At 70.3% G+C, this 18857-nt stretch carries 18 protein-coding genes; 8 read left to right on the forward strand and 10 right to left on the reverse strand.

Going from position 1 to position 18857, the window contains the following annotated elements; genetic code table 11:
* The first annotated feature begins 139 nt into the window (after positions 1 to 139).
* From glgX to ACFVKT_RS09850, 3 genes are all read left to right on the forward strand, one after another.
* The gene (gene glgX / locus ACFVKT_RS09840; protein WP_385729433.1) at positions 140 to 2278 is read left to right on the forward strand and encodes a glycogen debranching protein GlgX; all 2139 of its coding nucleotides are present in this window, start codon (positions 140 to 142) and stop codon (positions 2276 to 2278) included.
* A 37-nt stretch (positions 2279 to 2315) separates the two neighbouring features.
* Positions 2316 to 4910 (forward strand): ATP-binding protein, encoded by a 2595-nt coding sequence (locus ACFVKT_RS09845; protein WP_385729435.1) that lies wholly within the window; start codon positions 2316 to 2318, stop codon positions 4908 to 4910.
* Between the two features lie 159 nt (positions 4911 to 5069).
* Complete coding sequence (locus ACFVKT_RS09850) at positions 5070 to 6467, forward strand: FAD-binding oxidoreductase (protein WP_385729437.1); 1398 nt, start codon at positions 5070 to 5072, stop codon at positions 6465 to 6467.
* A 20-nt stretch (positions 6468 to 6487) separates the two neighbouring features.
* Here ACFVKT_RS09850 and ACFVKT_RS09855 read toward each other — a convergent pair whose 3' ends face one another.
* The 4 genes from ACFVKT_RS09855 to ACFVKT_RS09870 all read right to left on the reverse strand — a co-directional run bounded on the left by ACFVKT_RS09855 (position 6488) and on the right by ACFVKT_RS09870 (position 9062).
* Positions 6488 to 7297 (reverse strand): SAM-dependent methyltransferase, encoded by an 810-nt coding sequence (locus ACFVKT_RS09855; protein ID WP_385729439.1) that lies wholly within the window; start codon positions 7295 to 7297, stop codon positions 6488 to 6490.
* A 41-nt stretch (positions 7298 to 7338) separates the two neighbouring features.
* Positions 7339 to 7836, reverse strand: coding sequence for a hypothetical protein (locus ACFVKT_RS09860; protein ID WP_385729441.1), 498 nt, complete (start codon positions 7834 to 7836; stop codon positions 7339 to 7341).
* A gap of 155 nt (positions 7837 to 7991) precedes the next feature.
* On the reverse strand, positions 7992 to 8237 hold the full coding sequence (locus ACFVKT_RS09865; protein WP_385729443.1) for a DUF397 domain-containing protein: 246 nt from the start codon (positions 8235 to 8237) through the stop codon (positions 7992 to 7994).
* A 3-nt stretch (positions 8238 to 8240) separates the two neighbouring features.
* Positions 8241 to 9062: a helix-turn-helix domain-containing protein gene (locus ACFVKT_RS09870; RefSeq protein ID WP_385729950.1), complete on the reverse strand. Its 822-nt coding sequence runs from the start codon at positions 9060 to 9062 to the stop codon at positions 8241 to 8243.
* Between the two features lie 301 nt (positions 9063 to 9363).
* On the opposite strand from ACFVKT_RS09870, the gene ACFVKT_RS09875 reads away from it, so the two are divergent.
* Positions 9364 to 10776 (forward strand): hypothetical protein, encoded by a 1413-nt coding sequence (locus ACFVKT_RS09875; RefSeq protein WP_385729445.1) that lies wholly within the window; start codon positions 9364 to 9366, stop codon positions 10774 to 10776.
* Between the two features lie 35 nt (positions 10777 to 10811).
* Here ACFVKT_RS09875 and ACFVKT_RS09880 read toward each other — a convergent pair whose 3' ends face one another.
* Positions 10812 to 11624 carry an SDR family NAD(P)-dependent oxidoreductase gene (locus tag ACFVKT_RS09880; RefSeq protein ID WP_385729952.1) on the reverse strand — a complete coding sequence of 271 codons (813 nt, stop codon included), beginning with the start codon at positions 11622 to 11624 and terminating at the stop codon, positions 10812 to 10814.
* A 153-nt stretch (positions 11625 to 11777) separates the two neighbouring features.
* Between ACFVKT_RS09880 and ACFVKT_RS09885 the strand changes: the two genes are divergently transcribed.
* From ACFVKT_RS09885 to ACFVKT_RS09895, 3 genes are all read left to right on the forward strand, one after another.
* Positions 11778 to 12332, forward strand: a complete 555-nt coding sequence (locus ACFVKT_RS09885) for an ATP-binding protein (protein WP_385729447.1) — start codon at positions 11778 to 11780, stop codon at positions 12330 to 12332.
* On the forward strand, positions 12329 to 12901 hold the full coding sequence (locus ACFVKT_RS09890; protein ID WP_385729449.1) for a DUF6624 domain-containing protein: 573 nt from the start codon (positions 12329 to 12331) through the stop codon (positions 12899 to 12901). The genes ACFVKT_RS09885 and ACFVKT_RS09890 overlap by 4 nt, the downstream gene beginning before the upstream one ends.
* A 190-nt stretch (positions 12902 to 13091) precedes the next feature.
* Positions 13092 to 13610 (forward strand): hypothetical protein, encoded by a 519-nt coding sequence (locus ACFVKT_RS09895; RefSeq protein WP_385729451.1) that lies wholly within the window; start codon positions 13092 to 13094, stop codon positions 13608 to 13610.
* 101 nt (positions 13611 to 13711) lie between these two features.
* Here the strand turns inward: ACFVKT_RS09895 and ACFVKT_RS09900 are convergent, their stop codons facing one another.
* The 3 genes from ACFVKT_RS09900 to ACFVKT_RS09910 all read right to left on the reverse strand — a co-directional run bounded on the left by ACFVKT_RS09900 (position 13712) and on the right by ACFVKT_RS09910 (position 15540).
* Positions 13712 to 14254 (reverse strand): hypothetical protein, encoded by a 543-nt coding sequence (locus ACFVKT_RS09900; protein WP_385729453.1) that lies wholly within the window; start codon positions 14252 to 14254, stop codon positions 13712 to 13714.
* An 88-nt stretch (positions 14255 to 14342) separates the two neighbouring features.
* Positions 14343 to 15170 (reverse strand): SAM-dependent methyltransferase, encoded by an 828-nt coding sequence (locus ACFVKT_RS09905; protein WP_385729455.1) that lies wholly within the window; start codon positions 15168 to 15170, stop codon positions 14343 to 14345.
* Positions 15171 to 15333: 163 nt separating this feature from the next.
* On the reverse strand, positions 15334 to 15540 hold the full coding sequence (locus ACFVKT_RS09910; protein WP_385729457.1) for a hypothetical protein: 207 nt from the start codon (positions 15538 to 15540) through the stop codon (positions 15334 to 15336).
* 183 nt (positions 15541 to 15723) lie between these two features.
* Between ACFVKT_RS09910 and ACFVKT_RS09915 the strand changes: the two genes are divergently transcribed.
* Positions 15724 to 15957 (forward strand): chaplin, encoded by a 234-nt coding sequence (locus ACFVKT_RS09915; protein WP_385729459.1) that lies wholly within the window; start codon positions 15724 to 15726, stop codon positions 15955 to 15957.
* A 51-nt stretch (positions 15958 to 16008) separates the two neighbouring features.
* Here the strand turns inward: ACFVKT_RS09915 and ACFVKT_RS09920 are convergent, their stop codons facing one another.
* Both ACFVKT_RS09920 and ACFVKT_RS09925 read right to left on the reverse strand, forming a co-directional pair.
* The gene (locus tag ACFVKT_RS09920; RefSeq protein ID WP_385729461.1) at positions 16009 to 17538 is read right to left on the reverse strand and encodes a M81 family metallopeptidase; all 1530 of its coding nucleotides are present in this window, start codon (positions 17536 to 17538) and stop codon (positions 16009 to 16011) included.
* Between the two features lie 34 nt (positions 17539 to 17572).
* The gene (locus ACFVKT_RS09925; RefSeq protein ID WP_385729462.1) at positions 17573 to 18760 is read right to left on the reverse strand and encodes an ROK family protein; all 1188 of its coding nucleotides are present in this window, start codon (positions 18758 to 18760) and stop codon (positions 17573 to 17575) included.
* Positions 18761 to 18857 lie beyond the last annotated feature (97 nt).

The raw sequence follows: 18857 nt of genomic DNA on the forward strand, positions 1-18857 counted from the left end.
TCGCCGTCAGGTGATCCCGGGACGGCACGGAGGCCGTGGTCGCCAACCACGGTCCGTCCCTTGGCTCACCGAGGCCGTGGTCGCCAACCACAGGTCCCCCCAGACGGCACGGAGGCCGTGATCCCCGTACGGTGATCACGTGCGTATCCGAACCGGCCGCCCCTATCCACTGGGCGCGGTATTCGACGGCGAAGGAACCAACTTCGCCCTGTTCACCGAAGTCGCCGAACGCGTCGATCTCGTACTGATCGACGCGTTCGGCGTTCCTCGCACCGTCACGCTCACCGAGGTCGACGACTTCGTCTGGCACTGCTACCTGCCGGGGATCGGGCCCGGGCAGCGCTACGGCTACCGGGTGCACGGACCCTGGGACCCGGCCGCCGGACACCGCTGCAATCCGGCGAAGCTGCTGCTCGACCCGTATGCCAGGGCGGTAGACGGACAGGCGGACAACGACGCCTCGCTCTTCGAACGCGCGGCCGACGGGCCCGATCCGGCCGACAGTGCCGGTCACACCCTGCTCGGCGTCGTGACCGACCCGTTCTTCGACTGGGGCTACGACCGCCCGCCGATGCGCCCGTACGCCGAGACCGTGATCTACGAGGCCCATGTGCGGGGACTGACCCGCACGCATCCGGGGGTCCCCGCCGAACTGCGCGGCACCTACGCGGGGCTCGCCCACCCGGCAGTCATCGAGCACCTGACCTCGCTCGGAGTCACGGCGGTCGAGCTGATGCCGGTGCACCAGTTCGTCCAGGACGGTTTCCTGCGTGACCGTGGGCTGTCCAATTACTGGGGCTACAACACCATCGGCTTCTTCGCGCCGCACAACGCCTACGCGGCACACGGCACGCGGGGCGAGCAGGTCACCGAGTTCAAGTCGATGGTGAAGGCACTGCACGCCGCCGGCCTCGAGGTGATCCTCGACGTCGTCTACAACCACACCGCCGAGGGCAACGAACACGGCCCCACGCTCTCCTTCCGCGGCATCGACAACGCCTCCTACTACCGCCTGGTGGAAGGCGACCGGGCGCACTACTACGACACCACCGGTACCGGGAACAGCCTGCTGATGCGGCACCCGAACGTGCTCCAGCTCATCATGGACTCGCTGCGGTACTGGGTCACCGAGATGCGCGTCGACGGGTTCCGCTTCGATCTCGCGGCAACTCTGGCCCGGCAGTTCCACGAGGTGGACCGGCTCTCCGCGTTCTTCGACCTGATCCAGCAGGATCCGGTGGTCGGCCGGGTCAAGCTCATCGCCGAGCCCTGGGACGTCGGCGAAGGCGGCTACCAGGTCGGCAACTTCCCGCCCCTGTGGTCGGAGTGGAACGGCAAGTACCGTGACTGCGTACGGGACTTCTGGCGCTCCGGCGACCACACGCTCGGCGAGTTCGCCTCCCGGCTGACCGGCTCCTCCGACCTGTACCAGCACGACCGGCGGCGGCCGCGCGCCAGCATCAACTTCGTCACCGCGCACGACGGGTTCACCCTGCGTGACCTGGTCTCGTACAACGACAAGCACAACGAGGCCAACGGAGAGGACAACAAGGACGGCGAGAACACCAACCGCTCCTGGAACTGCGGCGCGGAGGGCCCCACCGACGACGAAGGGGTGCTGGAACTGCGCGCCCGCCAGCAGCGCAACCTTCTCGCCACCCTGCTGCTGTCCCAGGGCATCCCGATGCTCGCCCACGGCGACGAACTGGGCCGCACCCAGCAGGGCAACAACAACGCCTACTGCCAGGACAACGAAGTCTCCTGGATCGACTGGAAGTTGAGCGACGAGCAGCGCGAGCTCATGGACTTCACGCGGCGTGCCATCGCGCTGCGCGCCGCCCATCCCGTCCTGCGCCGTCGCCGCTTCTTCCTCGGCGACACCCCGACACACGAGCATCAGCCGCTGCCCGACCTGATGTGGCTGCGGCCGGACGCGCGCGAGATGACGGACGAGGACTGGCTGCGCCCCGACGCCCACGCCGTCGCCGTCTTCCTCAACGGCGACGCCATCGCCGAGCCGGACCCGTACGGCGACCCGGTGGTCGACGACTCCTTCCTGCTGCTCCTGAACAGCCACTGGGAGCCGGTGACCTTCCGCCTTCCCGACGCGACCTACGGCGAGCGGTGGACCGTGCGGATCGACACCGCGGATCCGCAGGGGCTGCCGGACGAGTCCGAGCGCAAGGCGGGCACCGATGTGCGCGTCGAGGCACGCAGTCTCCTGCTGCTGTCCCGGCCCCACCGGGCCGAGGCGGTGCGGGCGCGGGCCGCGTTCTGACGTACTGGACGGGCGCCCCGCGTGCCAGAATTGTCCCGTGGAACGGGGGCTCCTCGAGCGCGACCACGAGCTCGCCCAACTGGCAGCCGCCGCGCGCGAAGCGGCCGACGGCGCCGGATCCGTGGCGCTCGTCTTCGGAGAGGCCGGGATCGGCAAGTCCAGCCTGGTGAAGGTACTGCCCGAGGTGCTGCCCCCCGACGTGCGTGTGCTGCTGGGGGCGTGCGACGACCTCACCACCCGACGGCCGCTGGGGCCCTTCCGTGACCTGGTCGGGAGCGTCGGTTCCGAACTCGCGAGGGTGCTCACCGTGGGCGGCGACCGCCATCTGGTGTACGACGCCCTGCGGACGGAGCTGAGAAGAGCGCCGCATCCTGCGGTACTCGTCGTCGAGGACGTGCACTGGGCCGACGAGGCCTCCCTGGACGCCCTGCGCTTTCTCGTCCGCCGGGTCGAGCGGCTCCCCGCGGTGCTGGTCCTGACCTACCGGGACGACGAGCTGGGTCGCGAACACCCGCTGCGCCATCTGCTCGGCCAGGTGTCCCGGGCGGAGCGCGTGCACCGCCTGCCGCTGTCCCGGCTCTCCCCGGACGCCGTACGCCGGCTGAGTGCGGCGAGCGAACTGGATCCGGCGCAGGTGTACGAGGTGACGTCGGGCAACCCGTTCTTCGTGACCGAGGTGGTGGCGGCCGGTGGCACCGGTGGGGTGCCGCCGACCGTGGTAGACGCCGTACTTGCTCGGCTGCGCGGGCTGGACGACACCACCCGGGACGCCCTGGAGCAGCTGGCCGTCGTACCCTCCGCGGTGGAACGCCCGCTGGTCAAGGCCCTGTTGAGGGACGACGTGGCCGAACTGTCGGCGGCCGAGCAGCGCGGGCTGATGGTCGTCACCCCGGAACGGGCGGGCTTTCGACACGAGTTGATCCGCCGCGCCATCGCCGACTCCCTGCCGGCCGCACGGCGGATCGAGCTGAACCGGAGCGTGCTCGCCGCGCTCGTCGCCGTACCCGGCTCCGACGCCTCCCGGATCGTCCATCACGCGGCTGAGGCGGGCGACCTGGAAGCGATCGCCCGGCACGGCCCCGGCGCCGCACACGACGCTTCCAGGGCGGGTGCCCATCGCGAAGCCGCCGCCCATCTCAGGCTCGTACTCCGGCAGCGCGAGCGGCTCAACCCGGCCGAACTGGCCGGACTCCTTGAGCAGTACGCGGTGGAGAGCTACACGATCGCGGACTCCGTGGCCGCCGTCGAGGCGGAGCGGGAGGCGGTCGCGCTGCGCCGGTCCCTGGGCGACGCGCGGGCGCTCGGCGCGGACCTGCGGTGGCTGTCACGGATCCACTGGTGGGCCGGTGACGCCGAGGAGGCTCGGACGGCGGCGAGGGAAGCCATCGCCGTACTGGAGGAGGCGGGCGACGACCGGCTGCTCGCGCTGGCGCTGAGCAACACCTCGCAGCTCCACATGCTCTCCGACCGGCACGCGCAGGCGATCGCGTTCGGTGAGCGCGCCATCGACCTGGCCCGTCGGGAGGGCGACGCGGAGATCCTCGCGCACGCCCTGAACAACGTCGGCTCAGCCCGCTGGCGGGGCGGAGACCCGCTCGGGCGGGCGCAGGTCGAGGAGAGCCTGAAAGTGGCACTGGGGGCGGACGAGGTCGAGCACGCCTGCCGGGCCTACGCCAACATCATCTGGAGCCTGCTGGAGAACCTGGAGTATGCCGAGGCCGACCGCTTCCTGGCCCCGGCGATGCAACTGGCCGACCGGGCGGAACACCTGGGCTTCCTCAGCTATCTCAACGTCGAGATGGCCCTGCGCCGGTTCGCCGCCGGTGCCTGGGACGACGCAGAGAAGTACGCCGAGGTCGGCGCGCACGACTTCGTGCCCGCCCGCTGCCCCGCGTTGACCGTGCTGGGTCGGGTACGGGTGCGCAGCGGCAGGAGCGGCGGCGACGAACTGCTCGCTCAGGCCTGGGAGATCGCGGTGCGCAGCAGCGAGCTCCAGCGCACCGGACCGGTCGCGGCAGCCCGGGCGGAGTCGGCCTGGCTCCGCGGCGATCACCCCGCGGTGACCGCTGCCGCGAGCACGACGTTCGCGGAGGCCTGTCGGCTGGATGCCGCTGCGCACCGGGCGGAGCTCGGCTACTGGCTCGCCAAGGCCGGGCAGCCGGTTCCGAGGGACGGCTCGAAGCACCCGTACGCCCTCCAGACCGCGGGGCACTGGCGCGAGGCGGCACGGGTCTGGCAGGCGGCGGGATGCCCCTACGAGCATGCCGCCGCCCTCGCGGAGAGCCCCGATCCCGACGACAAGCTCAGCGCCCTCGCCGAGCTGGACGCGCTGGGCGCGGAGCCGCTCGCCCATCTGATCCGCGCGGAGCTGCGCGCACTGGGCGTGCGCCGGATCCCGCGGGGCCCGCACGCGGCGACCCGGGAGAACCCCGCAGGGCTCACGGAACGCCAGTTGCAGGTCATGGGGCTGCTGACACAGGGGATGACCAACGTCGAGATCGCCGAGCGGCTGGTGGTGTCGGTACGCACGGTCGACAACCACGTCTCCGCCGTCCTGGACAAGCTCGGTGTCCGCACCCGGCGCCAGGCCGCCGCCCGTGCCGTGCAGCTCGGCATGCTGCCCCGTCGGTGAAAGGTGGGTAGCCGCCTGCGGTGAGGTGGGTGGCGGGCACGGATATCCGGGTAGCGGGAGCCGGACTAGAACAGGCGGATCGCATCCATCAGAGGGAGACTGGTACGGGGGACCCGGACAGGGGAACCCGGAACCGCTCCCCGGACACGGGGGACGTATATGTCCATCACGCCTGCACAAGCAGCAAGCCAGGAACTCAGCCGGTTCAAGGGGCAGTTGATCGGTCCGGACGACTCCGGGTACGACGAGGCCCGCAGTGTGTACAACGGAATGATCGACAGGCGGCCGGCCCTGGTGGCGCGCTGTACGAGTGCCGAGGACGTCTCACAGGTGGTGGGCTTCGCCCGCGACCACGGCCTTCTGCTCGCGGTCCGCGGCGGCGGCCATCACGGAGCGGGCCTTGGCACCTGCGACGGGGGTGTGGTCCTCGATCTCTCCCCGCTCAAGGATGTCGAGGTCGACCCGCAGGGGCGCACGGTACGGGTCGGCGGCGGCTGCGTGTGGGGCGAGGTCGACGCTGCCACCAACGCGCACGGTCTGGCCACGCCCAGCGGCATCATCTCCACGACGGGCGTCGGAGGCCTCGCCCTCGGCGGCGGACTCGGCCACCTCACCCGCAAGTGCGGGCTCACCATCGACAACATCCTCGAGGCCGACCTCGTTCTCGCGAGCGGCGAGCAGGTGCGCGCGAGCGCCGACGAGAACGCCGACCTGTACTGGGCGATCCGCGGGGGAGGCGGCAACTTCGGAGTCGTCACCTCCTTCTTCCTGCGGCTGCACGAGGTGAACACAGTCGTCGCGGGCCCCACCTTCTGGCCCGTCGAGCTCACCGCCGAGGTCCTCACCGCCTACCGCGATTTCCTTCCGCACGCGCCCCGCGAGCTGAACGCCTTCTTCCTGGTCGGATCCGTCCCGCCGGCCCCGCCGTTCCCCGAGGAACTCCATCTGCGCAAGGTCTGCGGCGTCGTGTGGTGCTACATCGGGGACGACACGGACGAGGCCGCGCGGCTGATGGCGCCGCTCCTGGACGCCCTGCCCCAGCCGCTGCTGCACGGCCCCGGGCCGATGCCGCATCCCGCGATCCAGTCCGCGTTCGACGGGCTCTACCCGCCCGGCGACCAGTGGTACTGGCGCGCGGACTTCGTGAACGAGGTCCCCGGCGAGGCGGCCGAACTGCACGCCAAGTTCGCTGCCGAACTGCCGACTTGGAAGTCGACGATGCACCTCTACCCGATCGACGGCGCCGCCCACGACAAAGCCCCGACGGACACCGCGTGGAGCTACCGCGACGCGCGCTGGGCTTCCGTCTACGCGGGAGTGGATCCCGACCCGGCCAACGCCGACCTCATCAAGCGGTGGACCGTCGACTACTTCGACGCGCTGCACCCGTACTCCGCGGGCGGGGCCTACGTGAACATGATGATGGACGAGGGCCAGGAGCGCGTACGGGCCAGCTATCGCGACAACTACGCACGCCTGGCCCGTATCAAGGCCGACCGCGACCCCGGCAACCTGTTCCGGCTCAACCAGAACATCGAGCCGGCGTCGGGGTCCTGACGGTCACGGCGTCCTGACCGTCACGGCTTGCGGGCCACACCGCCGTGGACGTCCGTGGGCTCGGGCGACGTACCGGGCTCCGGACGCCACAGCGGGCACGACACTATGCCGGGTTCCACCAGTTCGAGGCCCTCGTAGTAGGCGCTGACCTGATCGGGGCTGCGCAGCACGTACGGGACGGCGCCGGTGTCGTCGTAGCCCTGCTGGGCCTCCTTGAGTGCGGCGTCGGTGTCGGTGCTGTCGTAGTGCACGAAGTAGCTGCCGGAGGGCAGGGCGGCCTGGAGGCGACTGACGATCGACTTGGCCTCCTCGTAGTCCTGGACGTGACCGAGGATGCCCATCAGCATCAGGGCGATCGGCTGGTCGAAGTCCAGGATCTTCCCTGCCGCCTCGATGATCTTCTCGGGCTCGTGCAGGTCGGCGTCGATGTAGTTCGTGACACCCTCGGGCGTGCTGGTGAGCAGGGCCTGCGCATGGCGGAGCACCAGTGGGTCGTTGTCCACGTACACAATGCGCGACTCGGGCGCGATGCGCTGGGCGACCTGGTGGGTGTTGTCGTACGAGGGAAGGCCGGTGCCGATGTCGAGGAACTGGCGGATGCCGAGTTCCTCCGTCACGAAGGTCACCGTGCGGATCAGGTATTCGCGGGAGGCGCGGGCCATCACCTCGATGTTCGGGGCGACTTCGCGGTAGGCGTCGCCCGCCTCCCGGTCGACCTCGTAGTTGTCCTTCCCGCCCATCCAGTAGTTCCAGATGCGGGCCGAGTGCGGCACCGTGGTGTCGATCTTGGACAATGCCTCTTGGTCGGGGGTGGTCCGGCCGTCTGCCATGGGATATCTCCTACCGTTACCGTGCGTCACGCGGTCTGTCGCTAACTTATCGTCAACGTCTGTGTGCAGCCTCTTAGTTGAGGGCAAGGGGGTGCGGGGCCGTGGACCGGCCGGCTCAGGTCTGCCGCGTCGAAAATCACCACGGGGGCGTGCTCGGCCAGGGTGCGGAACGCCCGCTCGTAGGCGCCGGCCGCCTCGGTGTCGTCCGTCGCGCCCGTCACATGGACGAGCGCGCCGTCGCGTTCGGCGACCGCCTCGGCGAAGTCGAGCGCCTGGATCCAGGTGACCCGGGAGCAGCCACGGCGCAGTGGCCCGTAGACGAGCTCGTGGATGAGGCCGCCGTAGACAGCCAACCGGCCGGAGGCGGCAAGGAGTTCGCGGTAGGGGCGGACCGGGTCCACGTGGTGGAGGTGCCCGCGCGAGCGTCGGATCAGGAATCCGTGGTGGGTGAGCCGCTCGGTCAGGCCGCTCCTGCCGATGCCGTCCGGGCCCTCGACGACCAGCGTCCGGCACTCGGTGAGGGCCTGGTGGAGGAGCATCCCCGCACCCACTCCCTCCGCAGGACGACCGACTTCCTCAGTGTGCAGGGGACAACCCGCACGGCGGGAGGGTGCGTGCGGGTTGTCCGGTTGTGCAGCCGTAGTGGCGGCCCGCGGGTGACGCGGCGCCGGCCCTCCGGCAAAACGTGGCGGCCTCAGGCGATCAGGAAGTCCGCCTGGCCCGACTTGGCGCCCTGGAGGAACGAGACCATCTCGTCCCGGGTGTAGACCAGCGCGGGACCTTCCGGATCCCTGGACTGACGGAAGGCGACACTGCCGTCGGGCAGCCGCTTCGCCTCGACGCAACTTCCGCCGTTGGTACCGCTCCAGGGCTTCTGCCAGCCCTCGATGCCCAGGTCGACGGCCGGCATGCCGCTGTGGATGGGTCCCATGCGTTCCATGGATCACAACTCCTTACGCAGTTCAGCCAGGATGGTCCTGGTTCGTGCTACCGGTTCCGCCTGCACGGACATCCGGTCCAGTACTTCGAGATAGGTGACGACATCGTCGGGACGGTCGACGTAGACCGCGCCGGCGAGGCTCTCGGTGTAGATGACGTCGGGCAGTTCGGAGAAGCCGAAGCGGAAGTGGTGGAAGGGACCGAACGCGCCGGGGTGTGCCCCCACCTCGAAGCGCATGATCTGGATCCTGACCTTCGGCATGTCCAGGGCCTCCTGGAGCCGGTCGATCTGAGCCCGCATCACCTCGGCGCCGCCCACGGGACGGCGCAGCACCGTCTCGTCCAGGACGGCCCAGATCGCGGGCGCGTCCGGCTTGGCGAGCAGGTCCTGGCGCTTGACGCGCAGGTCGACACGGCGGGCGATGTCCTCCTTCGACTCGTTGGGAAAGCCGACCCGCATGAGGGCGGTGACGTAGTCGTACGTCTGCAACAGGCCTGGAACGTAGTGGGGTTCGTAGAGACGGATGACGCTGGCTTCGCTCTCCAGGCTCACGTAGGCGCTGAACCACTCGGGCAGCACGTCGCGGTACTTGTACCACCACCCCGGCTGGTTGGCTTCCCTCGCCATGGTGAGGAAGTCGTCGATCTCCGCGGCCGGAACACCGTAGGTTTTCAGCAACTCCCTTACGTACGGGATGCGGAGTCCGACCTCGGCCTTCTCCATCCTGCGAACGGTGAGCGGGGTGACCTCGATGGCGCGGGCCGCGTCCTCGAACGACACCCCGGCCGTTTCCCGCAGTTGCCTCAGCCGCTTGCCGAGAACCATCCGCAGGACGGTGGGTGCGCTGCCGCCGGAGCGGTTGTCGCTCACGTCCTACCTCCCTGAACGGCAATCACAGCGTGAAGTGTGCCACGCGGTCGTTGACAGAGACAGAGCGATGCGGATCGTTCTGAAATTATCAGAACGCCGGTTGCATGTTGAGTGTGTCGACCACCATAGTGATCGAGTGACCTGTTGCACCGTCAGCGGTGCGAGGGGGTCAACTGTGTTGGGCCGTACGGGAATTGGTGCATCGGGGGCACGTACGGCCGGACGCGGCTGCACGTGACCGTGATGCGAGACCGGGATGGCCACCGTGACCGACGGACAATCGAGGAACCCGGGCAGGGCACCCGCAGGGGCCAACAAGGCGCTGGCGGTGGCCCTCAAGGACGCTGCCTGCTCGTACGCCTCACTCGCCCTCCGGGTCAATGAGCTGGGCCGCCGCCAGGGCGCCGATTCCCACTACGACAAGGCGTCGGTCACCCGCTGGCTCCAGGGCCAGCAACCACGGGGCACCACACCCGAGTTGATCGCGGCCGTGCTCTCCGAGCGGCTCGGCCGCGCTGTGTCCCCCGCGGACCTCGGCTTCCTCCCCGATCAGCAGCGCCCCGTCGCGGGCCGGGCGCTGGTCTACGGCGAAGACGTGGCAGAAACCCTTCACACCCTGGCCGAGCTGGGGTCGACCGACATCTCCCGCCGCAGCCTCCTCGGCTCGGTCCCCTTCGTCGCCGCCGCGCTGACGAACCCCCAACGCGAGTGGCTGCTCTGGCTGTTGGAGCACCAGGACGACGACCGGCCGAACCTCGCGGCGAGCGGCGGACCGGTCGAGCAGGTCCACGCGATGATCGCCATGTTCGACCAGATGGACAACCAGTACGGCGGCGGCGGAGTGCGCACCAGCATCGTCCACTACCTCGCCACCGAGGTCGTCCCGATGCTCCAGCGGCGCGGTACGCCGCCGCATCTGCAGCGCTCGTTGTACGCAGCCGCCGCGCGCCTGGCCGCGATGGCCGGCTGGAGCTCGTACGACGCGGGGGAGTACGGCCTCGCCCAGCGCTACATGACCCAGGCGCTGCGCCTGTGCGCCGAAGGGCGCGACCGGGTCCTCGGCGGCCAGATCCTGGCCGGGCTCTCCCATCTGGCCACCAGCCTCGGACGTCCCGACGAGGGGGTGGCCCTGGCCCGGGCCGGTATCGCCACCGCGAAGGACGCGGGCAGCCCGCTCGGTCTGATGCGCCTGTACGCCATGTCGGCGCGCGGACACGCCGCACGGAACCGCGCGGGTGACGCAACCGAGGCCCTGCGCATGGCGGAGCGGCAACTGGACGCCAGCCGGGGAGCCGGGCAGGAATCCGCCTGGGTGCGCTACCTCGACCATCACTATCTCCAGGCCGAGTCCGCGCTCTGCTTCCGCGACCTCGGGCTTGCGGCGCAGGCGGAGCGCACCGCGGGCGAGTCGCTGAGCGCCAACGCCGACCGGCGCAGGCGCCAGGCCATCAGCCGCTCCGTGCTGGCGACCGCCCATCTCCAGCAGGGCCGCCTCGACGAAGCCCTCGGCACCGCCACCGCGGCTCTCGACACCCTGAGCACCGTGCACAGCGAACGGTCGACCCAGGCACTGCGCGACTTCCGCGGGCGGCTGGAGTCGCGCCGCCACGAGCCCCTTGTGCAGGAGTTCGAGCGCAAGGCCCGCCCGGTGCTGGGGGCGGTCGCATGACGGAGCGACCTCCTGTCTTACCCGTCCCTGGTCTCTTAGTAGCCGTCGGGCGAGGGCGCGTTCTGGGCCCGGTCGACGGGGAGATGCGCCCCGGAGATCCCGCTCGACCAGTCGGACAGCAGGAAGGCCACCACCCGGGCGACCTCCTGGGGCGCGACCGGCTCTCCGCCCGGGAACTCCGCGGCCAGGAATCCGGCGAAGGCCTCGGGGTCCTCCCGCCGCATGCGGTCCCAGCGCCGGCCCGGGATGAGCATCGATCCGGGGGAGACGGCGTTCACCCGGATTCCGTCCGGACCCAGCTCCCGGGCGAGCGATGTCGCCAGGTGGATCTGCGCCGACTTCGCGACCCCGTACTGGACGGGCGGACCGGGCTTCCAGCCGGAGATCGACGAGATCACCACGACCGAGCCGCCGCCGACGGCCCGCAGATGCGGGACCGCGGCGCGTACCAGCCGCGCCGTATGGCCGACGTTCACTTCCCAGGTGGCCGCCCAGTCCGCGGCCTGCGCCTGCTCGAAGGAGCCCCCATGAGATCCGCCCGCGCAGGCCACCACCCCATCAAGACCGCCAAAACGTTTCGCCGCGGCCGCGACAAAGGCCTCGAGGCGCTCCGGCTCGGTGACGTCGAGCGGCTGGGTGAACAGTGGGGCATCCAGCGAGCCGGCCAGTGCCGCCAGGCCGAACGGGGTGCGCGCGCAGGTCGCCACCTGTGCCCCCTCGGCTGCCAGCAGCCGCACGATCTGCTCGCCGAGCCCCCGTGTGCCACCGGTGACCAGTACGCGTTTGCCGCGCACGCCGGACCACCCGGTGCCACCGCTTCGGTGGACCTCGGCCCGGCTCCCGCTCACGTCCCTCACGTGATCGAACATACATCCCGCGCCACTACGGTCCAGCAACCGGACAACCCCTGTTCTCCCTGGTCCCCGCCCTGGTCCGGCGTGTTGGCTGCAGAAGCAGCCATCAAGACCGTCCCCCACCGTGCTGCACCCGAAGGAGGATCGATGACGGCATCCAGGGCGCATCGCCGCGGGCCGTCGCCCTCACTGGCACGTGACGTCCACTCGGCCGATGACCGCGCACCGGCGGGGCGGAGCCGGCCCGCCGAGGCCGCCGTGACACCCGTTGCGCCACTGATCCCTGAGAGCAGGACCCACCTCCTGCGGACGACGGTCCCCGCACACCCCTCACGCGCGTCAGGCGTGCGGTCCATGGTGGCCGAGTACCTGATGCGCCTGGGTGTCCCGCCGGAGACCGTTGACAACGCTGTCCTGGCGACCGGCGAGCTGTTCGCCAACGCCATCCGACACGGCAGCCGCCCCGGCGCCGGCGACCCCATCACCGTCACCATCGAGTGCACCCAGCACGAGCTGCGCGTGACGGTCGCCGACCGCTCGTCGGCCCTGCCGTGTCCCCGTACGGCGGAGAAGGCCGAGGAGTCGGGACGCGGACTGGCCATCGTGGCCGCGCTGGCCGACGACTGGGGCATCGCGCCGCCCGAACCCGGCACCACCGGCAAGAGGGTGTGGTTCGCGCTGGCGCTTCAGGAGACGCGATGAACGCTTCCGCAGGTCACCTTGCCGTCGGTCCTGATGCGCGGCGCGACCGGGTGGGGGCGCGCAGGATGGTTCCGGCGCTGGCGACGGCGCTCGCCGGAGAACTGGAGCGCAGGGCAGAAGAGGAGCGTCGCCTGATGCGGCAGGCCGGGACCCACCCCGCCCCGCAGTCCCGCCGAGCCATCGACGAGCGCCGTGGAGCCAACGCCGCGGCCCTCAGGACGATCGTCGACCACCATGGCTGGCCGGCCGCCGACCTCGTCGGCGCACCCGCCTCGACGGCGGCCCTCATGATCCTTCTGCATGCCACCGACCTCGACTTCCAGCTCAGGTGCCGTGATCTGATCGCGCAGGCCGCGGCGGACGATCGCTGCCCCGCCCTGCACCACGCCTATATCGCCGACCACTGCGCCGTCGAACAGGGGCAGCCGCAGTTCTACGGCACCCGCGTCAATCCCCTGACCCTGCGCCCGTATCCGATTCGCCGGCCCCAGACCCTCGACGAGCGCCGCCACGATGTCGGGCTGGGCCCGCTGGACGAACAGATGCGGACGCTGCGCGCGGGGGATTGAGACGCCCGGGGAACGTGATGTGCGGCACGTACTGAAAGACCGGCGAACCGCCTTGGGAAGGGTTATGGCTGCGCACGGCTTGATCGCCGATCAAGTAAAGGGAAATCCCTGGCCACGGCATGTCCCGCTCATTTGACACTGCGTCGAGAGCACAGATAGGAAACAGCTCTCTGAGGTGGAGAGGTGCACTGTGCGCGATCTGAACGTGGTCGGGGACTGGCAGGAGTACGAGGAGCATGCCGGCCTCCGCGTCCGCGTCCACGGCGTCGAAAAGGCGGAGCCACCGCGCGGGCGTGACGACGCCGCCGAGGAACTCACCTACTTCCGGTTCCGTGTCACCGTCGAGAATCGCACGAGTGAGCGTTTCGGTATTCATCTCGAAGACGGTCAGATCGATATCCGCGTCGGTGACGACGGCGAGAGTGCGTTCCTCGACTGGCGGAACTCACAGTTCATCGAGGGCTACGACATCTATCCGCTGCGGCGGGCCACCTCCGTCCTGTATGCCGCGTGCCCCGACGCCCGGCTGTCGCGGGTGGACATCCAGATTCAGCTCAAGGTCGACGAGGAGTGGACCGAGCGGTATCTGTGGGCCGGCGGAATCGTCTCCTGCGAGGTTCCGGCGGACGCCGGTGAGCGTCCCGAGCCGGGCAGGGACAGCCTGGCCTGCCAGGTGAGCAACTTTCTGCGGAAGGAAGCGGGGTCATGAACCGGGCGCTCCCGTGACCGGGGTGCGCCCGCCTTCGGCGTGACGCGCACGTCCCGGGCAGAGCCTGCGTCTCCCGGGCCGTATGACCCGTCGGGAGTTCCTCAGTGTTCCGCGGCCGGGTTTCCCTCGACCCACTGGATGAGGAGTTGGCGCACGTAGGGGTTGCCCTCCTGGGCGGCATGCGCCAGCCGTTCGGAGCCTGCTCGTGCCGCCCGCCAGGCCGCCGGCGTGTCCTCCTCGTGGGCGAGGTCCGCGGCGCCGAGTGCGTCGGCCGCGAGGCCCCGCAGTTCCTCGGACAGATCGTCGTCGGCCGCGGCCCGGTGCGCCTCCAGCCGGAGGGCCGCCATGTCCCGGGAAGAGGCGGAAGGCAGCGCCAGGGGCTGGGCGTACCCGCTGACGGCGATGACGACACAGAAGGTGGCGACGTCCTGGCGGCTCTCACGCTGTCCCTTCGCGACGGCGGGCGCGAGCCACTTCGGCGCTCTCCAGTGCGAGACCGACGTGGCCACGAGGAGGGCGACGGCAAGCACCACGAGGGGAATCCAGCCACCCAGGGAGAATCCGATGGGCCCGAGCACCAGGAAGCAGACCCCGCTGAGCATCCAGATGCGACGGCGGCCGAGTCTCAGGTGTCGGGGATCCATACGGTTCAGTGTCGCAGGAGTGCCCGTTCCGGAGTGAGGGGGCGGGTGATTTCGCCCAAGGCCCACCGCCCCACCAGGTACGGCCGGATCAGGACAGCTTGCGGCCCACCCCGCCGTAGGCGTCGACGGCGATGTCGGTGCCCGCGGAACCCCCCGAGTCCGGACGCCAGTTCGTGACCTGGACGATGCCGGGCTCCACCAGCTCGAGCCCGTCGAAGAAGCCGCCGATCTCCTCGACGCTGCGCACGTAGTACGGCACGGCGCCGCTGGAGTTGTACGCGTCCGAGGCGGCGATCATCGCCTCACTGGTGGCGGTGCCGTCACTGATCACGAGGTAGCTGCCCGCAGGGAGCCCGCCGAGGATCCGGGACACCAGACCACGTGCCTCGTCGTGGTCGGCGACGTGGCCGAGGGTGTTGAGGATCATCAGTGCGACCGGCCGAGACAGGTCGAGCGTGCCCGCGGCGGCTTTGAGAATGGCGTCGGGTTCATACAGGTTGGCGTCGAGATACGCGGTCCGGCCCTCCGGGGTGCTCGTGAGCAGGGCGCGGGCGTGGGTGAGCACCAAGGGGTCGTTGTCGACGTACACGATCCGCGCGTCCGGTGCGAACCGCTGGGCCACCTGGTGGGTGTTGTCGGCGGTCGGCAGACCCGTGCCGATGTCCAGGAACTGCCGGATGCCCTGGTCCACCGTCAGATGCCGGACCACGCGCCCGAGGAAGTGGCGGCTGGTGCGTGCCACGTCGACCAGCCCGGGGGCTATCTCCTTGATCTGGTCGCCGACTTCGCGGTCGATCTCGTAGTTGTCCTTGCCGCCGATGAAGTAGTTCCAGAAGCGCGCCGAGTGCGGCCTGGTGGTGTCGATACGAGCCCGCAGCTCGGCGGCGGCAGCGAGTTGGGGGTCCGGGTCCGACACGGGGGCGCCTCCTGAGCAGCGGTGTTCGACGGTCGACCATCAACCTAGACGAACGGGTGCGCTCCACGCATCGAGTCGACGCCCCAACTCCTCACGGGCGTACGGGTTTTGGCCAAGTGTCGGATGACTCCGGCCGCTTGGGGTGGCTGGCGGAATCTCGGACCTAGGGCAGCAGTTTGTCGAGGGCCGCGGGTCCCTCCGCCGTCAGTTTGCGCTCGGCCCAGGCGAGGTTCTTCGGGGTGATGTCCCGGCCCGCCGCGAGTACCAGGTCCTCGGGGGTCACAGTGCCTCCGGAGCCGGTGTGCAGCAGCGCGTCGGGCGTCACCATGTCGTCGGACGGCAAGGATGAATCGGGCTGGCTGGTTGGCATGATCTCTCCCTGTTCCACCTGCACCTCCTCTCACGCTACGGGCATTCCGTACGCCCCGCGCGGGCGCAGCTCAGGCGGCCCCGACAGGGACGCGGCCCCGTTCGGGCGTACAGCGATATCGTCCTGCGGCCGGCGAGGTGATGGTGGAGACACTCGCAACCCCGCGACTGATCGGAGCTTGCTATGCGTATCCGTCTGATGGCTGCCACCGGGCTGGCGGGCGCCGCCCTGCTGCTCACCGCCGGCACCGCCGCGGCCGACCCCAACCCGGTCGGTGTCGCCAAGGACAGCCCCGGTGTCCTGTCAGGCAACGTCGTCCAGATTCCCGTCGACCTCGACCTCAATGTCTGCGGCAACTCCATCAACGTGGTCGGGCTGCTGAACCCGGCCGCCGGGAACGAGTGCCAGAACCACTGACGGGAATGCGGCGCCGGGCAGGGTCTCCCTGCCCGGCGGTGCCCTGCCGGCTCAGTCGTCCTGTCCGGTGAGCGGTTCGTTCGAGGGCGCGATGATCCGGGCCGTGAGGTCGGGCGCGGTCATGTCCGGGTCGAACGGGAACATGGGGCGGCGGATACGGCGGTGGCCCAGCCGGACCAGGTCCTGGTCGACGCCTCCCGGGGTGAGCGCGAGCTTCCAGCCGGCGGACATGTCGAACAGTTCCGGTTCGAGGTAGCCGATCTTGACGATGACGATGTCGGCGCCTCGCGGGTCGAGCGCGAGGCCGGTGAAGTCGTGCTCGTGGTGGTACGGCTTGCGCAGCCGGGTCAGGATCACGTGCACGCTGCCGACCCGCAGGACGACCTCGGTCCCGGCGTCCCGGTCCCCGTGCCGCACCGCGTGGACCACCCCGGTCATCGTGATGGGCCCGGCATGCCGGTCGTCCACCTCCGCTCCGGCTGTGACCGTGACGGTCGCACCGACGCCCGCCTTCTCGGCGGCCTCGACGGCGTCCGGGCCCGGCACCGAGGCGTAGATGACCACAGGTCCTGACGGGTCCTTGAACTCCGGCCGGGCGAGCACGCGTTGGAGACCCCAGGTGACGTCTCCGGCGCCGCCGGCCGTCGGGTTGTCCCCGGTGTCGCTGACGAAGTACGGCCGGGCGTCGGGGGAGGAGGCGAGCGCCTCGTCGAGGCACTCGTCGAGTGACCCGGTCGGCGCGACGAACGCGAACGAACGCCGTGCCTCCCAGAATCCGCGGGCCAGCCACTCGGCGCCCGCGGTGACCGCGGGCGTGGACGAGCCTGTGACGACGACCGCGGCCCGGTTGCGTGGTTCGTCCGCCCAGGCGTATCCGACCCAGATCGCGGCGTCGGTGACTCCGTCCATCGCCTCCACGTCGTCGACCGCGGCGTAGACACTCCTGGCCGGTTCGATGCGCGTCGAGGTCTGCTCGCCGGCCAGCAGGACGGGCACCGGGATCCAGGCCTTCACCGGCCGGGGCGCACCGGTCGTGAGCAGGTCCACGAGATTCCGCGCGGCCCGTTCCTTCGTCTCCAGGTGGTCCTCGTGCGGGGCCGTCCGGTAGCAGGTGATCAGGTCGCTCATGTGGGCCAGCTCGCGCGAGACATTGCCGTGCAGGTCCATCGAGGTGGACACGATCACCTCGGGTCCTACGGTCGCGCGGACCCGGGCCAGCAGGACGGCCTCGGCGTCGTCGATGCCCTCCACCGTCATGGCGCCGTGGATGTCGTACCAGAGGCCGTCGAGGCGTGGCAGGGCCGCGAGCCGTTCGACGAGTTCGTCGCTCAGCTCCGCGAACGCGGCCGCGGTCACCGTACCGCCGGGCAGCGCCTTGCCGACGAGAGCGCCGTGCCACTCGGCGGCCTCGCGCAGCGGCGTCCGGTGAGCGAGGAAGGGATAGCGGGTCAGGACGCCCTCGCCCCGCAGCGGATGGAAGGCCGAAGCCTCGGTCCGCGCGGGCGAGAACGTCGACGACTCGATGCCGAGCCCGGCGATGGCTATGACGGGACGGGCGACGGCTGTACGGGTTCGAGGCACGGTTCCTCCTTGCGGCATGGCCTTGGCCGGTGGGTCAGGTGGTGGTCACGGCCTGGAGCGCGTGCGCCAGGGCGTGCTGGAGCGCGAACTGCCCCGCGCCGACCAGTCCCGCATCGGCCCCGAGGCTCGCCCGCTCGATCACCAGATGCCTGGTCACCAGCGGATGGCAGCCCTCGTACAGCTGACTGCGTACGGCGGCAACGAACGGTTCGAGGGTGGAGACGATGCCCCCGAGGTACACGGCGTCGGGGTTGAAGAAGTTGACGTTCGCGGCCAGCACCATGCCGAGGTACCGGCCGGCCTGGCGGACGGCGCGGGTCGCCTCCGGGTCGGCGTCGGACGCGAGGCGGACCACGTCCTCGATCGACGTGACGTCGAGACCCCGCTCGCGCAGGATCCGCACCAGCGCGGCGCCCGAGGCGACGGTCTCCAGGCAGCCGGTGTTGCCGCAGGAGCAGGGGATGGCGTGGCCCGCCTCGACCCGTACGTGGGTGATCTCGCCGGCGGCGCCGGACCCGCCCCGGTAGAGCCGCCCGTCGACGATGACGCCCGCGCCGATCGCTGAGCCCGTCTTCACCATGATCGACTGACGTCGCCCGGCGGGCTGGACGCTGTGCTCGCCGACGGCCATGCAGTTGGCGTCGTTCTCGATCGCGGCCGGCACTCCGAAGCGGTCCTGAAGCCAGGCCAGGACGGGAAACCGGTTCCAGCCGGGCATGCGCGAGGGCAGTGTCACCACGCCGGAGGCCACGTCGACCGGACCCGGCAGGGAGAGACCGACACCTCTGAGCAGGTGCCGGCCGTGCTGCTCGGCGAGGGACTCCAGCGTCTCGGCTAGCCCGGGAAGCGCGGCCTCGGGCCCGTCCGCCGTCGGGAACGGCACGGTCGAGACATCGGTGATCCCGCCACCGGGGAGTACGACACCGACGTGGGCGTGTCTGCCGCCGAGCTCGGCGGCGATCGCGAAGCCCTCGCTGCCGCCGAGGCGCAGCACCTTGCGTGGGCGGCCTCCGGTGGAGGAGCGCGTGCCCTCCTCCGCGACGAGCCCGAGGGCGACGAGCTGGCCGACCGTGAGCGAGATCGTCGACGGCGCGGCGCCGAGCAGCTCGGCGAGCTCGGTGCGGGTGGTCGCCTGCCCGGAGGCGAGCAGTTCGAGGACACGCTCGGCCAGTGACGAGACGCCGGTGACGCCCCTGCGGTGCGTCCCGCCCTTGTCAGGCATGGGTTTTTTCAGTCATGGGCGAAATAACTTCCGACGTGGGGTCCGAGGCGATGAGAGTACGTCCAGAAGCGGCCCTTCCACTTTTTTCAGAACAGCA

Origin of the sequence: Streptomyces sp. NPDC127595, from assembly GCF_042671685.1 — a bacterium.
Classification (GTDB): domain Bacteria; phylum Actinomycetota; class Actinomycetes; order Streptomycetales; family Streptomycetaceae; genus Streptomyces.

Coding starts and splice junctions, on each gene's coding strand:
- ACFVKT_RS09850 (WP_385729437.1), top strand. CDS start 5,070: ATGTCCATCACGCCTGCACAAGCAGCAAGCCAGGAACTCAGCCGGTTC.
- ACFVKT_RS09855 (WP_385729439.1), bottom strand. CDS start 7,297: ATGGCAGACGGCCGGACCACCCCCGACCAAGAGGCATTGTCCAAGATC.
- ACFVKT_RS09860 (WP_385729441.1), bottom strand. CDS start 7,836: ATGCTCCTCCACCAGGCCCTCACCGAGTGCCGGACGCTGGTCGTCGAG.
- ACFVKT_RS09865 (WP_385729443.1), bottom strand. CDS start 8,237: ATGGAACGCATGGGACCCATCCACAGCGGCATGCCGGCCGTCGACCTG.
- ACFVKT_RS09870 (WP_385729950.1), bottom strand. CDS start 9,062: ATGGTTCTCGGCAAGCGGCTGAGGCAACTGCGGGAAACGGCCGGGGTG.
- ACFVKT_RS09875 (WP_385729445.1), top strand. CDS start 9,364: ATGGCCACCGTGACCGACGGACAATCGAGGAACCCGGGCAGGGCACCC.
- ACFVKT_RS09885 (WP_385729447.1), top strand. CDS start 11,778: ATGACGGCATCCAGGGCGCATCGCCGCGGGCCGTCGCCCTCACTGGCA.
- ACFVKT_RS09890 (WP_385729449.1), top strand. CDS start 12,329: ATGAACGCTTCCGCAGGTCACCTTGCCGTCGGTCCTGATGCGCGGCGC.
- ACFVKT_RS09900 (WP_385729453.1), bottom strand. CDS start 14,254: ATGGATCCCCGACACCTGAGACTCGGCCGCCGTCGCATCTGGATGCTC.
- ACFVKT_RS09910 (WP_385729457.1), bottom strand. CDS start 15,540: ATGCCAACCAGCCAGCCCGATTCATCCTTGCCGTCCGACGACATGGTG.
- ACFVKT_RS09915 (WP_385729459.1), top strand. CDS start 15,724: ATGCGTATCCGTCTGATGGCTGCCACCGGGCTGGCGGGCGCCGCCCTG.
- ACFVKT_RS09925 (WP_385729462.1), bottom strand. CDS start 18,760: ATGCCTGACAAGGGCGGGACGCACCGCAGGGGCGTCACCGGCGTCTCG.